Annotated in this window: 12 protein-coding genes; 7 read left to right on the top strand and 5 right to left on the bottom strand. The window is 64.3% G+C overall.

Annotated elements, in window-relative coordinates; all coding sequences use genetic code 11:
* Positions 1–5: 5 nt before the first annotated feature.
* Positions 6–803 carry a creatininase family protein gene (locus tag MJ8_RS20530; RefSeq protein WP_225247980.1) on the bottom strand — a complete coding sequence of 266 codons (798 nt, stop codon included), beginning with the start codon at positions 801–803 and terminating at the stop codon, positions 6–8.
* Positions 804–862: 59 nt separating this feature from the next.
* The gene (locus MJ8_RS20525; protein WP_201410581.1) at positions 863–1246 is read right to left on the bottom strand and encodes a RidA family protein; all 384 of its coding nucleotides are present in this window, start codon (positions 1244–1246) and stop codon (positions 863–865) included.
* 252 nt (positions 1247–1498) lie between these two features.
* Here MJ8_RS20525 and MJ8_RS20520 point away from each other — a divergent pair, with 252 nt between their 5' ends.
* Genes MJ8_RS20520 through MJ8_RS20490 form a run of 7 tightly spaced genes read left to right on the top strand, consistent with a single transcriptional unit; the run spans position 1499 to position 8084 of the window.
* The gene (locus tag MJ8_RS20520) at positions 1499–2503 is read left to right on the top strand and encodes an ABC transporter substrate-binding protein (RefSeq protein WP_201410580.1); all 1005 of its coding nucleotides are present in this window, start codon (positions 1499–1501) and stop codon (positions 2501–2503) included.
* Between the two features lie 15 nt (positions 2504–2518).
* Complete coding sequence (locus MJ8_RS20515; protein ID WP_201410579.1) at positions 2519–3340, top strand: ABC transporter ATP-binding protein; 822 nt, start codon at positions 2519–2521, stop codon at positions 3338–3340.
* The gene (locus MJ8_RS20510) at positions 3327–4178 is read left to right on the top strand and encodes an ABC transporter permease (RefSeq protein WP_201410578.1); all 852 of its coding nucleotides are present in this window, start codon (positions 3327–3329) and stop codon (positions 4176–4178) included. The genes MJ8_RS20515 and MJ8_RS20510 overlap by 14 nt, the downstream gene beginning before the upstream one ends.
* Positions 4179–4211: 33 nt before the next feature.
* Positions 4212–5513 carry a cytosine deaminase gene (locus MJ8_RS20505; protein WP_201410577.1) on the top strand — a complete coding sequence of 434 codons (1302 nt, stop codon included), beginning with the start codon at positions 4212–4214 and terminating at the stop codon, positions 5511–5513.
* Positions 5513–6916, top strand: coding sequence for an FAD-binding oxidoreductase (locus tag MJ8_RS20500; RefSeq protein WP_201415511.1), 1404 nt, complete (start codon positions 5513–5515; stop codon positions 6914–6916). Before MJ8_RS20505 ends, MJ8_RS20500 begins: the two co-directional genes overlap by 1 nt.
* Positions 6916–7497 carry an NAD(P)H-dependent oxidoreductase gene (locus tag MJ8_RS20495; RefSeq protein ID WP_201410576.1) on the top strand — a complete coding sequence of 194 codons (582 nt, stop codon included), beginning with the start codon at positions 6916–6918 and terminating at the stop codon, positions 7495–7497. Before MJ8_RS20500 ends, MJ8_RS20495 begins: the two co-directional genes overlap by 1 nt.
* On the top strand, positions 7497–8084 hold the full coding sequence (locus MJ8_RS20490) for an NAD(P)H-dependent oxidoreductase (protein WP_201410575.1): 588 nt from the start codon (positions 7497–7499) through the stop codon (positions 8082–8084). The genes MJ8_RS20495 and MJ8_RS20490 overlap by 1 nt, the downstream gene beginning before the upstream one ends.
* 182 nt (positions 8085–8266) lie before the next feature.
* On the opposite strand, the gene MJ8_RS20485 is transcribed toward MJ8_RS20490, so the two are convergent.
* Genes MJ8_RS20485 through MJ8_RS20475 form a run of 3 tightly spaced genes read right to left on the bottom strand, consistent with a single transcriptional unit; the run spans position 8267 to position 14345 of the window.
* A complete protein-coding gene (locus MJ8_RS20485) occupies positions 8267–10714 on the bottom strand; it encodes a GcvT family protein (RefSeq protein ID WP_201410574.1) in 2448 nt (815 codons plus the stop codon).
* The gene (locus MJ8_RS20480; protein WP_201410573.1) at positions 10711–11892 is read right to left on the bottom strand and encodes a pyridoxal phosphate-dependent aminotransferase; all 1182 of its coding nucleotides are present in this window, start codon (positions 11890–11892) and stop codon (positions 10711–10713) included. Before MJ8_RS20480 ends, MJ8_RS20485 begins: the two co-directional genes overlap by 4 nt.
* Complete coding sequence (locus MJ8_RS20475) at positions 11892–14345, bottom strand: GcvT family protein (protein WP_201410572.1); 2454 nt, start codon at positions 14343–14345, stop codon at positions 11892–11894. The genes MJ8_RS20480 and MJ8_RS20475 overlap by 1 nt, the downstream gene beginning before the upstream one ends.
* Positions 14346–14356 lie beyond the last annotated feature (11 nt).

Below are 14356 nucleotides of genomic sequence, written 5' to 3'. Positions count from 1 at the left end.
GGCCGCTACGACAGCCACTCCGCAAGCTTTGCCTTCCGCACATCCCTGATCAGGTTGATAAAACCGTCGGCTTGCATTTCCGCGGTCAGGCGGCCCTTCTCGGCCGTTGCGATCGAGGCGTCGCCGACCACGCCATTGGGGTTGAGGTCGCTGGCTATCCAGGCGAAGGCGTGGGTGCCGGTGTGGCGCAGCAGGGCGAATTCCTTTTCGGCGCGACCGACATTGGAGACGAAATTGTCGGCCTTGCTCATGTCGACGAGGTCGGGCCGGAAGTGCAGCATCAGCGAGGTCTCGACATCGCCGCCATGGATGCCGTGACGGTCCTCGAGCTCGGTATACATGCCGGCCGGGCGGCCGAAACGCTGCCAACTCGTCTTCACCGACAGCATTTTGGCGCGCACGCGCAACTCGCGCGAGATGATGCCCATGATCTCTTCATTGCCACCATGCGAATTGACGATGATCAGCTTTCTCACCCCGGCACGGGCGACCGACAGGCCGAGCTCGGTCCAGGCGTCCACCAAGGTGGTGGCGGGCAAGGTGAGCGTTCCTGGCGCATGCAGGTGCTCGTTCGACTTGCCGACCGCCTGGACCGGCAGGATGCGGATGTCGAGATCGTCGGGCAGACGCGCGATCACCGTCTCCAGCATGCCCACCATGATCGAGGTGTCGGTCGAGACCGGAAGATGCGGGCCATGCTGCTCGATCGCGGCCACCGGCAGCACGGCGATGGTCGCTTCGGCGTCGATGGAGGCATATTCGGTCGTCCGGTAGTCGCCCCACCACACACGTCTTTTCGTCACTTTTCGTCTCCTGATTGGTCTGCCTTCCGGCCAGATCTAAAAACTGTACGCGGCAGCAGCTAGCCTGCCGCCAGCACCTCGACCTCGACCTTGAACTCCGGACGGGCGAAGCCGGAAACGATCATCAGTGTCGATGCCGGCGCGGGATCGGAAAAGAGCCGGTTGCGGACATCCATATAGGCCTGCAGGTGCTCGCGGCCGGTGACGAAGGCGTTTATGCGCACGGTGTCGTTCAACGTCAGCCCGGCCTCGCTCAGAATCGCGGCGATGTTCTTGAAGCAAAGCTCCGTCTGCGCGCCGGCATCATCCGGCACGAAATCGTCGGGCCCGATGCCCAATTGGCCCGAGCACAGCACCAGGCGCTTTCCGGCGGGTATTTCGACGCCGTGGCTGTAGCGCGCGAAGGGCGGCTTGATGGTCTTGGGGGCGAGGTATTTCAGCATAGCATTCTCCTGTGCGCCCGCAGACTAAGGCTCGATTCATGAAACCTTCAAGATGCGGTGCATGCCGCCAGGGCGATTGTGGACAGGCGTTCAAAAAATGGGCACGATGCCTTTCGTACAGCATGACCCTTCCGGTCTCGGCAATGACTGCCGCGCAAGCGGGCGGCCCGGGTGGTGGCATGTGTCTTGCTTCTTGAACCAATGGTGTCGAGCCCAGCGCGTTGCGCGCCGGAGCCAAGAGAGGGTGAGTTTATGATCGGAAATAGGAAGATCCTGGCGGGCTCGATCGCCTTGCTGGCGGCGAGCACGCTGAGCGCTGCCGCGAACGAGAAGGTTACGTTCGGCACCAACTGGCTCGCCGAGCCGGAGCATGGGGGCTACTATCAGGCGATTGCCGACGGCACCTATGCCGCATGCGGTCTCGACGTCACCATCATGCAGGGCGGCCCGCAGGTCAGCGGCCGGCCGATGCTGCTTGCCGGCAAGATCGATTTCTACATGGGCGGCAACCTGCTCTCCGCCTTCGACGCCGTGCAGCAAGGGATTCCGATGCGTGTCGTCGCTGCCGATTTCCAGAAGGATCCGCAGGTCATCATGTCCCATCCGGGGGAAGGGTTGGACAAGTGGGAGGATCTCAAGAAGGCCGACCAGTACATCATGGGTGACGAAGGCGCGCAGACCTTCTTCCAATGGATGGTCACCGATCTCGGCTTCGACGCCGCCAAGCGCGTGCCCTATACGTTCAACCCGGCGCCCTTCATCGCCAACAAGAAGTCGATCCAGCAGGGCTATGTCACCTCCGAGCCATTCGCGGTGCAGAAACAGGGCGGCTTCATGCCAAACCAGTTCCTGCTTGCCGACAATGGCTGGGACACCTATGCCACGACCATCGAGGTGATGCAGGATACGATCGACAAGCGGCCAGAGGTGGTGCAGTGCTTCGTCGATGGCTCAGCCAAGGGCTGGTACAAGTACCTCTATGGCGACAACAAGGCCGCCAACGACATGATCAAGAAGGACAATCCCGACATGACGGATGAGCAGATCGCCTTCTCGATCGAGCAATTGAAGAAGTTCGGCATCGTCGATTCGGGCGATTCGGAAAAGCTCGGCATCGGCACGATGAACGAAGCCCGCATCCAGAGTTTTTACGACAAGATGGTCAAGGCCAAGGTCGCGCAGCCAGGCCTCGACATCAAGAAGGCCTACACGCTGGCCTTCATCAACAAGGGCGTCGGGCTGGAGCTGAAGAAATAAGGCGGCCTGCCTGAGATGATCCAGGAGAAAGTGGCTGATATGCCGGCGGCATCGGGCGCGGCCCCGATGCTGCTTGCGTTGCGCAATGTCGGCAAGGTCTTTTCCAACGGCGTAACGGCGCTGAGCAAGGTCGACTTGGCGATCCGGGAAGGCGATTTCCTGAGCTTGCTTGGCCCGTCGGGCTGCGGCAAGTCGACGGCGCTACGGCTGATCGCGGGTCTGTCGACGCCGACCTCGGGCCAGCTCGACTGGCGCGGCTCGATCGACCGCTCGAACACCGGCTTCGTCTTCCAGGAGCCGACGCTGCTGCCCTGGGCCAGCGTCTTCGACAATGTCTGGCTGCCGCTGAGGCTGAAGGGTGTGTCTCGCGCCAAGGCGGAACCCGCCGTGATGGAAATGTTGTCGCGGGTCCATCTCACCGGCTTCGAAAACGCCGTGCCGCGCGAGCTTTCCGGCGGCATGAAGATGCGCGTCTCGATCGCCAGGGCCTTGGTGACCAAGCCGCGCATCCTGTTGATGGACGAGCCCTTCGCGGCGCTCGACGAGATCACCCGCTTCAAGCTCAACAACGATCTTCTGGAGCTGTGGCAGGACGAACGCTTCACCGTCGTCTTCGTCACTCACAGCGTTTTCGAAAGCGTGTTCCTGTCCAGCCGTGTCGTCGTCATGGCCGCGCGGCCGGGCCGCGTCCATGGCGAACTCCCCATCAACGCGCCTTATCCGCGCGACGAGGCGTTCCGCACCTCGCCCGACTATGCCGCGCTTTGCCGGCAGGCCTCGGACGTGCTGGTCGACGCCATCAACTCAACCGCAGGATCGCATCATGACGGCCATTGACGACACCGCGCTGAAACTCGATCCGGAAGAGACGCGCCGCGCCCGCCAGGAGCGGCTGGAGCGCATCGGCAAATGGGGGCTGCCGCTGGCGATCATGGTGCTGGCGATCGTGCTGTGGGACCGCATCTGCGTCTGGAACGAGATCCCGCAATATATCCTGCCGCGGCCGGGCGTGGTGCTGCAGACGCTGCACAGCGACGCCGGCCTGCTGTTCTCGTCGCTGCTGGTGACGCTCCGGATCACCTTCCTCAGCTTGGCGCTCGCCGTCATTGGCGGCGTCGGGTTGGCGGTGCTGTTCGCGCAGTCGAAATGGGTGGAGATGTCATTCTTCCCCTTCGCGATCGTGCTGCAGGTGACGCCGATCGTCGCCATCTTCCCGCTGATCAACATCTATGTGAACAACCAGACCGTCAAACTGCTGCTCTGCGCCTGGATCGTCGCCTTCTTTCCGATCCTGTCCAACACCACGCTCGGGCTGAATTCGGTCGACCGCAATTTGCGCGACCTGTTCAAGCTCAACGGCGCGACGCGCTGGCAGCAATTGCGCTATCTGCGGCTGCCGGCGGCGATGCCTTATTTCCTCGGCGGGCTGAAGATCGCCGGCGGCTTGTCGCTGATCGGGGCCGTGGTCGCCGAATTCGTCGCCGGCGCGCAGGGGCAGTCGTCGGGGCTTGCCTCGCGTATCATCGAGGCTGGCTACCGGCTCAACGCGCCGCGTCTGTTCGCGGCGCTGATCCTGATCTCGCTCACCGGCATCCTGATCTTCCTGGTGCTGTCGCTGGTGTCGCATCTCATCCTGCGCCGCTGGCACGAGAGCGCGCTGAGGCAGGAGCACTAGGGTGGTTCGTCTCATCACCCAAGGGAGCGGCAGTTGATTCCGGACAAAGCATCATACCAGCTTGCCAATGTCCGGCTGCATGCCTCGCTGACACCCGGCCTTGCGGCCGCCTTGGACAGCGACGGCTTCGCGCTTGCCGATCTATCGGTCGCCGACGGCAAGGTTTCGAGCATTGCGGTGCATGGCAAATCGAAAGTCCAGGCCGATGCCCTCGACCTTGCCGGCCGGATCGTGCTGCCGTGTTTCGTCGATTGCCACACCCATATCGACAAGGGCCATATCTGGCCGCGAAAGCCCAATCCCGACGGCACCTTCATGGGCGCGCTCAATGCCACCGGCGCCGACCGCGCCGCGCGCTGGAACGCGGAGGACGTCGCGCGCCGCATGGATTTTTCGCTGCGCTCGGCCTATGCGCACGGCACCAAGGCCTTGCGCACGCATCTGGACTCCGTGCCGCCTCAGGAGGAGATCTCCTGGCCGGTGTTCGAGACGATGCGGGAGAGGTGGCGCGGGCGGATCGACCTGCAGGCCGCGTGCCTGCTCGGCATCGAAGGCGTGCGCGACAAGGTGTGGTTCGAGCGGCTGGCCAAGCGTGTCGCGGCGGCCAAGGGCGTGCTGGGCGTCGTCACCTATATGGTGCCCGATCTCGAGGAACTGCTCGACAAGGTGTTCGCTGAAGCCATCAAGCACGGGATCGATCTCGATTTCCATGCCGACGAGACCGACGACGTCGCGGCGATCTCGCTGAAGAAGATCGCGGAGGCGTCGCTGTGGAACGGCTTTGAGGGCAACATCCTGGTCGGCCATTGCTGCTCGCTGGCGCGCCAGCCGGACCTCGAGGTGCTCGACACGCTGGACAAGGTGGCGAAGGCGCGGCTCGCCGTGGTGTCGCTGCCGATGTGCAACCTCTATCTGCAGGACCGCCGCAACAACCACACCACCCCGCGCTGGCGCGGCGTGACGCTGCTGCACGAGATGAAGGCGCGCGGCATCAAGGTGGCGGTCGCCTCCGACAACACGCGCGATCCGTTCTACGCCTATGGCGACCTCGACATGCTGGAGGTCTACCGCATGGCGACGCGCATCCTGCATTTCGACCATCCGGTAGGCGACTGGCCGAGGGCGGTCGCGGCTACACCGGCCGAAGTGATGCGGCTTGAAGACGCCGGCACGCTAGCGGTCGGCGGCAGCGCCGACTTCATTGTCTTCAAGGGGCGGAGCTGGACCGAATTGCTGTCGCGGCCCGAATCGGATCGCATCGTCGTGCGCGACGGCAAGGCGATCGAACGCCGGCTGCCCGATTATGCCGAACTCGACGAATTGATGGTGAGATGATGGATATCGCAGCGCTGAAGCGCGATCTCGACGGGATCAAGGTCGACGACCATCCGGCCATCGTCCAGCAGAAAAGCCGCGACTTCTACTGGTACAGTCCGGTGCTGAAGGCGCAACTCGATCACATCAAGGGCGACCTGATCGTCACCCCGAAGAGCGAGGATGAGGTGATCCGCGTGCTTGCCGCATGCCACCGGCATGGCGTCCCGGTGACGCCGCGCGGCAGCGGCACCGGCAACTACGGGCAGGCGATGCCGTTGTCGGGCGGCGTGGTGCTGAACCTCGCCGAGATGAACGAGATCAAGACGATCGCGCCGGGGCGGGTGGTGACCGGGCCGGGCGCAATCCTTGCCGAGATCGACAAGGCGACGCGGGCGCATTCCGGGCAGGAGCTCAGGCTCTCGCCCTCGACCTACAACACCGCCTCGATCGGCGGCTTCATCGCCGGCGGTTCGGGCGGGGTCGGCTCGATCAATTTCGGCGGCCTGCGCGATTTCGGCAATGTGCTGCGGCTGCGCGTCGTCACCATGGAGGCCGAGCCGAAGGCGCTCGAGCTCACCGGCGAGGACCTGCACAAGGTCACGCATGCCTATGGCACCAACGGCATCATCACCGAGGTCGAGATGCCGCTGACCGCCGCCTATGAATGGATCGACGTCATTGTCGGCTTCGACAGCTTCATGGGCGCCGCCCGCTACGGCAACGCGCTGGCCTGCCAGGACGGCATCCTAACCAAGCTGATCACGCCGATCGCCGCACCCGTGCCCCAGCTCTATTTCAAGCGGCACCAGAAGTTCCTGCGCGAGGGGCAGAGCATCTGCGTCGTCATGGTGGCACGGCACGGGCTCGACGCCTTCCTCGCCTTCACAAGGCGCGCCGGCGGCGAGGTCATCTTCAGCGCGGCAACCGCAACCGACGAGGACAAGAAGGGCCTGCCGCCTGCCTATGAGCTCGCCTGGAATCACACGACGCTGAGGGCGCTGCGCGTCGACCCGTCGATCACCTATCTGCAGTCGCTCTATCCGTTCCCCAACCAACTGGCGCTGGTCGAAAAGATGGACGCGATGTTCCCGGGCGAGGTGTTCTCGCATCTGGAATTCGTGCGGCTCGACGGCAACATCACCTGCTTCGGCCTGCCGCTGGTCAGGTTCACCACCGAGGCGCGGCTGGACGAGATCATCCGCCTGCACGAGGAGAATGGCTGCCCGATCTTCAACCCGCATCGCTACACGCTGGAAGAGGGCGGCATGAAGCAGACGGACGAGATCCAACTCGCCTTCAAGCGTGAGACCGATCCGCAAGGTCTGCTCAATCCCGGCAAGATGATCGCCTGGGAAAACCCGGACTACGACTACCGCTCCGGCCGGACGTTCCTGTTCAAAGGCCTGCAAAAGGCGAGCTGATGAACATCCTCGTCCTCTTCGCTCATCCGGTGGAGACCAGCTTCAACGCCGGCTTGCACAAGACGATCGTCGAGCGTCTCTCCGCTGCTGGCCATGCGGTCGACGATTGCGACCTTTATGCCGAGGATTTCGATCCGCGGCTGACGCGCGCCGAGCGGCTCGGCTACCACGATCCGCGCGGCCCAGCCGACGCCGTCGCCGGCTATGTCGAAAGGCTGAAGAACGCCGAGGCGCTGGTGCTGTCGTTTCCGGTCTGGAACTACGGCTATCCGGCGATCCTGAAAGGCTTTTTCGACCGCGTGTTTCTGCCCGGCGTGTCGTTCAAGCTGGTCGACGGCAAGGTGCGGCCGACGCTGCACAACATCCGCAAGATGGCGGCCGTCACCACCTATGGCGGCAGCCGTTTTCGCGCCATCCTGATGGGCGACCCGCCGCGCAAGATAGTCAAGCGCATGCTGCGGGCCACGATCAGACCCGGTGCTCCCGTCTCTTATCTCGCGCATTATTTGATGAACGTCTCCACCGACGAGACGCGCAAAGCCTTCATGGCTAAAGTGGCCGCCAGCATGGACCAATTCTGATGCGCGTGCTGGTGGTCTATTGCCATCCGGTGCCCGAAAGCTACTGCGCGGCGATCCGCGACACGGCGATCGAGGTGCTGACGCAAAGGGGGTGGGACGTGCGGCTGCTCGATCTCTACGCCGAGAATTTCGATCCGGTGATGAGCTGCGAGGAGCGGCGCTCCTATAACGACCGCGCGCCTGAGGATCCGGCTCTCGAACCGCATTTCGAGCATCTGCAATGGGCCGAGGCGATCCTCTTCATCTATCCGACCTGGTGGTACGGCTTGCCGGCGATGCTGAAAGGCTGGTTCGACCGGGTCTGGGCGACCGACATCGCCTTCAAGCTGCCGGCCGGCAAGGGGCGAATCACGTCGCTGATGCGGCATGTCACCAAGGTCGGCGTCATCACCACCTGCGGCGCGCCGACCTGGTGGAGCGTGGTCGTCGGCCAGCCGGGCCGCAAGACGATCCTGCGCGGCATGCGGGCGCTGTGCGCCACGCGCTGCAAGACGTTCTTCCTGGCGCATTATCTGATGGATTCGTCCACGCCGAAGACGAGGGCGGCGTTTCTGGGGAAGGTCAGGGTGAGGCTGGAGCGGTTTTGAAGCGCCGGTTTCTCCTTCTCCCCTTGTGGGAGAAGGTGGCCGCGAAGCGGCCGGATGAGGGGTGCTCCAGCTTGGCGCTAACCTTCGGCCGCGTTGGGCCTCCACAATCGCCAGCGTCTCACTCCGCTGGAACACCCCTCATCCGTCTCCTTCTCCCACAAGGGGAGAAGGGGACGCCGGCGCTACATTCTCACCCTTTCCGCCTTCGGATCATACATCGGCTTCAGCGAGGCTTCCGCCGCGAAGCGTTCGCCGGCGATCTCGACCTCGTAGGATGAGCCCAGCACATCCGCCTCGCTCTCGCCCTGGCATGGCACGTAACCCAGGCCGATCGCGCCGCCGAGGTGGTGGCCGTAATTGCCTGATGTGATCGGGCCGACAATCCGGCCGTCGCGCAGGATCGCTTCGTTGTGGAAGAGCAGCGGCTGAGGGTCCTTCAGGCGGAACTGCACCAGCCGGCGTGATAGGCCGGCCTCCTTCTTCCTGAGCACCGCGTCGCGGCCGATGAAGCCGGCTTTGCTCGTCTTTACGGCAAAGCCCAGGCCGGCCTCCAGCACGTTGTCCTCGTCGGTGATGTCGTGGCCGAAATGGCGGAAGGCCTTTTCGATGCGGCAGGAATCGAGCGTATGCAGGCCGCAAAGCTTCAAGCCGACATCGGCGCCGGCTTCGGCGATCGCCTCGAAGACATGGGCCGCCTGCTCGGTCGAGACGTAGAGTTCCCAGCCGAGCTCGCCGACATAGGTGACGCGGTGGGCGCGGGCCAGCCCCATGCCGATCTCGATCTCCTGGAACGTGCCGAATGGATTGGCCGCGTTGGAAAAATCGTTCGGGCTGACCTTCTGGATCAGTTTTCGCGCCCCCGGACCCATGACGCAGATCACGGCCTCGGCGGCGGTGACGTCGGTTATGACGACGAACTCGTCGGCGACATGCTTGCGCAGCCAGGCGAGATCGCGCTGCAGCGTCGCGCCGGGCACGACGAGGAAATAGGCCGTTTCCGAAAGCCGCGTCACGGTGAGGTCGCTCTCGATGCCGCCGCGCTGGTTGAGCATCTGCGTGTAGACGATCTTACCCGGCGCAACGTCCATGTCATTGGCGCAGAGCCGTTGCAGGAAGGCACAGGCATCGCGGCCCTCGACGCGGATTTTGCCGAAGGAGGTCATGTCGAACAGGCCGACGCCGTTGCGCACCGCGAGATGCTCGTCGCGCTGGTTGTCGAACCAGTTCTGCCGCTTCCAGGAATAGCGGTATTCGCGCTCCTGGCCGTCGCGCGCAAACCAGTTGGCGCGTTCCCAGCCCGCCACCTCGCCGAAGACGGCGCCGCGCGCCTTGAGCTGCTCGTGCAAGGGCGAGCGGCGCACGCCGCGCGAGGTCGCCATCTGGCGATAGGGGAAATGGTCGGCATAGAGCAGGCCGAGCGTTTCGGAGACGCGCTCCTTGAGGTAGCGGCGGTTCTTCTGGAAAGGCTGGGCGCGGCGGATATCGACTTCCCACAGGTCGAACGGCGCCTCGCCGTCGTTGATCCACTGGGCCAGCGCCATGCCGGCGCCGCCGGAGGAAACGATGCCGATCGAATTGTAGCCGGTCGCCATCCAGTAGCCGGAAAGCTCGGGCGCCTCGCCGAGATAGTAGCGATCGTCGGGGGTAAAACTCTCGGGGCCGTTGAAGAAGGTATGGATGCCGGCGGTGCCGAGCATCGGCATGCGGTTGACGCCCATTTCGAGGATGGGCTCGAAATGGTCCATGTCCTCGGGCAACTGGTCGAAGCAGAAATCCTCGCGGATGCCGTCCATGCCCCAGGGCTTCGCCACCGGCTCGAAGGCACCCAGCATCATCTTGCCGGCGTCCTCCTTGTAGTAGGCGCATTCGTCGGGAACACGCAGCACCGGCAGGCGGGAAAGGCCCGGGATTGGCTCGGTGACGAGGTAGAAATGCTCGCAGGCGTGCAGCGGGATGGTGACGCCGTTCTGCCGGCCCAACTCGCGCGCCCACATGCCGGCGCAGTTGACGACAATGTCGGTCTCGATCGTGCCTTGCTCCTCGCCCTGTGTCCAGGAGACGCCGGAGACGCGGCCGTTTTTGGTATGGACCTTGGTGACCTTGACGTTCTCGACGATCGTCGCACCGCGCTGGCGCGCGCCCTTGGCCAGCGCCATGGCGATATTGGCGGGATCGCACTGGCCGTCGAGCGGCAGATGCACGGCGCCCACCACATCCGAGACGTTGAGATGCGGGTACATCTCCTTGACCTCGCGCGGCGAAATCTCGCGCACGTCGACGTCGAAGGCGCGGGCCAGCGATGCCTGTCGATAGATCTCGTGCTTGCGCTCCTCGGTCAGCGCGACGGTGATCGAGCCGACCTGGCGCATGCCGGTGCCGACATCCGTCTCGGCCTCGAGCTTGACGTAGAGGTCGGCCGAATATTTGGCCAGCCGCGTCATGTTCTGCGAGCCGCGCAGCTGGCCGATCAGGCCGGCAGCGTGCCAGGTGGTGCCTGAGGTGAGCTGTTTGCGCTCCAAGAGCACGATGTCGGTCCAGCCGAGCTTGGCCAGGTGATAGGCGACCGAGCAGCCGGAGACGCCGCCGCCGATGATGACGGCGCGGGCTTTGCTGGGGACAGTCCTGGTCATGCGGCCTCGCGGCGATAGTTGGAAGCGAAGCGGCGCAGGCGAAGCGCTGCTTCCTTGAGGATGGGTTCAGGCTGGCAGAGGCTGATGCGGATATGCCCCGCGGCGGCGTCGCCGAAGCTGGAGCCCGGCATGACGCCGACCTTTTCCTTGTCGAGCAGCGCCCAGGCGAATTTCTCGTCGTCGGGCTCGACGGCGGAGATGTCGAGCATGACATACATGCCGCCTTCGGAGCCGCGCACGGTGACTTCGTTGGCGCCGCGCATGGCATCGAGGAAGAGGGTGCGCCGCGCGGCGTAGCGCTTGGCGATGTCCTTCACGCCATAGTGGTTCTCCAGCGCCTCGGCGCAGGCGATCGAGATGAAGGCCGGCAGGCCGTAGGTCGTGACCAGATTGAGATCGATCATCAGCGCGATCATCGCTTTCGGACCGGTCAGCCAGCCCATGCGCCAGCCGGTCATGCCATGGCTTTTCGACATCGAGTTGATCACCAGCGTTCGCTCGGCCATGCCGGGAAGCGAGCGCGGCGAGATGTGCTCTCCGCCGCCAAGTGTCCAGTACACTTCGTCCGACAGCAGCCAGAGATCGTGCTGCTTGCAGATTTCGGCCAGCTCTTCTAGCCGTTCGCGCGAGTAGACGGCGCCGGTCGGATTATTCGGCGTGTTGATCAGGATGGCGCGGGTGTTGGGCTTGAGCGCGGCGCGGATCATGTCCGCGCGTGGCTGAAAACCGTCCTCGGCCGGCGTCTCGACCACGGTGAAGCTGGCTCCCGCGGCGCTGAAGGTGTTGGGGTAGGTGGCGTAATAGGGCGCGACGACGATGGCGTGGTCGCCCGGGTCGAGCACGCCCTGCACGGCGGCATAGAGCGCGCCCTGGCCGCCAGCCGTGGCGATCACCTCGTCGGGATCCGTCGGGATGCCGCCGCAGGCGGTAGATGCCGCCGCCATCGCCTTGCGCAGGCGCGGCAGGCCAGGGAGCGGCGTATAATGATGGTTGCTCTCGCGCACGGCGGTCACGCAGGCCTCGATCGTTTCCGACGGCGTGTCGAAGTCGTGGTCGCCGACCGAAAGCACGATGATGTCCTCGCCGGCCTGCTTGCGGGTCCAGGCAGCGAAGTGGACTTCCCAGCCATCCTTGCCCGAAGGCACGATGGCGGTGATGCGCTTGGATGGTCTTGGCATCAGGCTCTCAACCTCTCATTCTTCGGATCCCACAGCGGCTCGTCCTTCTGGACGACGGCCTTGAAGCGATCGCCAAAAATCTCGACCTCGACCGCTGTACCCGGCTCGGTGAGGTCGGCGCGCAGCATGCCGAGCGCGATCGACTTGCCGACGCGATGGCCCCAGCCGCCGGACGTCGTCTCGCCGACGATCCTGCCGTCGTGCCAGAGCGTGGACATATAGGGCGCGTCGCAGTCGCCGGGGTTTTCGACCACCAGCGTGACGAAGCGCTTCTTCACGCCCTGCTGCTTCTCATTGAGCAAAGCAGCCTTGCCGCGGAAATCGGGCTTGTCCCATTTGACGAAGCGCTCCAGCCCGCCCTGCAGGATCGAATAGTCGGTGGAAAGATCGCCCTTCCATGCGCGGTAGCCTTTTTCGAGACGCAGCGAATCCAGCGCATACATGCCGAAAGGCGTCAGGCCGTGCTTCTGGCCGGCTGCCCAGACGGCGTCGAAGACCGCCAGCGTGTCGGCGACCTTGGTGTGGATTTCCCAGCCGAGTTCGCCGGCGAAGGAGACGCGCACCAGTTTCGCCCAGCGCCCGGCGATGGTCGTTTCCTGATGCGTCAGCCAGGGCAGGCTCAAATCGGCCTCGCAGACCTCGGCCAGGATTTTGCGCGAGTTCGGACCGGCGAGAATCTGGGTCGAATATTCTTCCGTCCGGTCGGTCAGCGTGAAGGCAGCATCGGCCGGCATGCGCGACTTCAGCCATTCGAAATCGTGCCATTGCGCCACCGCCGCGGTGATCAGCGTCATCTGGTCCTCGCCATGGCGAACCACCGACATTTCGGTGACGATGCGGCCCTTGTCGTCCGAGAAATAGACGAGACCGATGCGGCCGGGCTTCGGCACGAGGCCGGTGACCTGGAGCGACAGCCAGTCGGCCGCGCCCGGGCCTTCGAGGTTGAAGCGCGAGAAGCCGGGCAGGTCGAGAATGCCGGCGGCGTCGCGCACGGCGAGGCATTCCTCGCGCACCGCGCGTTGCCAGGGCCCGTCACGGCGGAAGGTCAGCGTCGCTTCCTCGGAGGTATCGTCGCCGGGCTTCGCGTACCAGGTCGCGCGCTCCCAGCCATTATAGGCATCGAACTGGCCGCCCAGCGCCTTGATGCGCTCATGGAGCGGCGAAAGTTTGCGGTTGCGACCCTCCGGCCAGGCATGGCGCGGGAACTGGATGGCGTATTCGTTACCGTAGATTTCCATGCCCTTGGCGACGCAATAATCGGGCGCCGAGGCGAAGGACGTGAAGCGGCGCGGGTCGCAAGACCACATGTCCCACTCGGTCTGGCCCTCCGTCACCCATTCGGCCAGCACCTTGCCGGCACCGCCACCTTGCGCGATGCCGAAGGTGAAGACGCAGGCTTCGAAGGCATTCGGCACGCCGGGCATCGGCCCGATCAGCGGGTTGCCGTCCGGCGCATAGGGGATCGGTCCGTTGATCACCTTGGAAAGGCCGGCGGTGCCGAGGATCGGCACGCGAGCGACGGCGTCGGCGAGATAATGCTCGAGACGATCGAGGTCGTCGGGGAAAAGCTGGAAGGAAAAATCCTCCGGCATCGGATCGTTGTGGGTCGCCCAATGCGCGCGGCAATTGCGCTCATAGGGGCCGAGATTCATGCCGGTCTTTTCCTGGCGCAGGTAATAGGACGTGTCGACGTCGCGCAGCAGCGGCAGCTTGTGGCCCTGTTCCTTCGTCCAGGCGGCAAGCTCGGGGATTTCCTCGAACAAGATGTATTGATGGCTCATCACCATCATCGGCACGTCGCGGCCGAACATTTTCCCGACCTCGGCGGCGCGGTAGCCGGCGGCGTTGACGACGATCTCGCAGCGGATTTCGCCCTGCGGTGTTTCGACCACCCATTCGCCGTTCTCACGGCGCACGCCGGTGACCGGGCAGAAGCGGACGATCTTGGCGCCCATGTCGCGCGCGCCCTTGGCAAGCGCCTGGGTCAGCTGCGCCGGGTCGATGTCGCCGTCGCTCGGATCGTAAAGCGCGCCTTTTAGATCGTGCGTCTCGATGAAAGGGTAACGGCGTTTGATCTCGTCAAGGCCGACGACGTCGATGTCCATGCCCTGGTAGCGACCCATGCCCTTGGCGCGCTGGAATTCCTGGATGCGCTCCTTCGTATGGGCGAGCCGGAGCGAGCCGGTGACGTGGTAGTTCATTGGATAGTCGACCGCTTCGGCGAGCCCCCGGTAAAGCTCGGTCGAGTAGCGCTGCATGTTCATCAGCGACCATGACGATGAAAAGGTCGGCACGTTGCCGGCGGCATGCCAGGTCGAGCCGGAGGTCAGCTCGTTCTTTTCCAGAAGCACGCAGTCGGTCCAGCCCGCCTTGCACAGATGATAGAGCGATGAACAGCCGACAACGCCGCCTCCGATGATCACCACGCGCGCCGTGGTCGGCAAACCCGCCATGTTTTGTCCTC

The organism is Mesorhizobium sp. J8, from assembly GCF_016591715.1.
In the GTDB taxonomy this organism is placed as follows: domain Bacteria; phylum Pseudomonadota; class Alphaproteobacteria; order Rhizobiales; family Rhizobiaceae; genus Mesorhizobium.
Note: the sequence above shows the minus strand (reverse complement) of the source record. Positions and strands in the feature narration are given on the sequence as shown.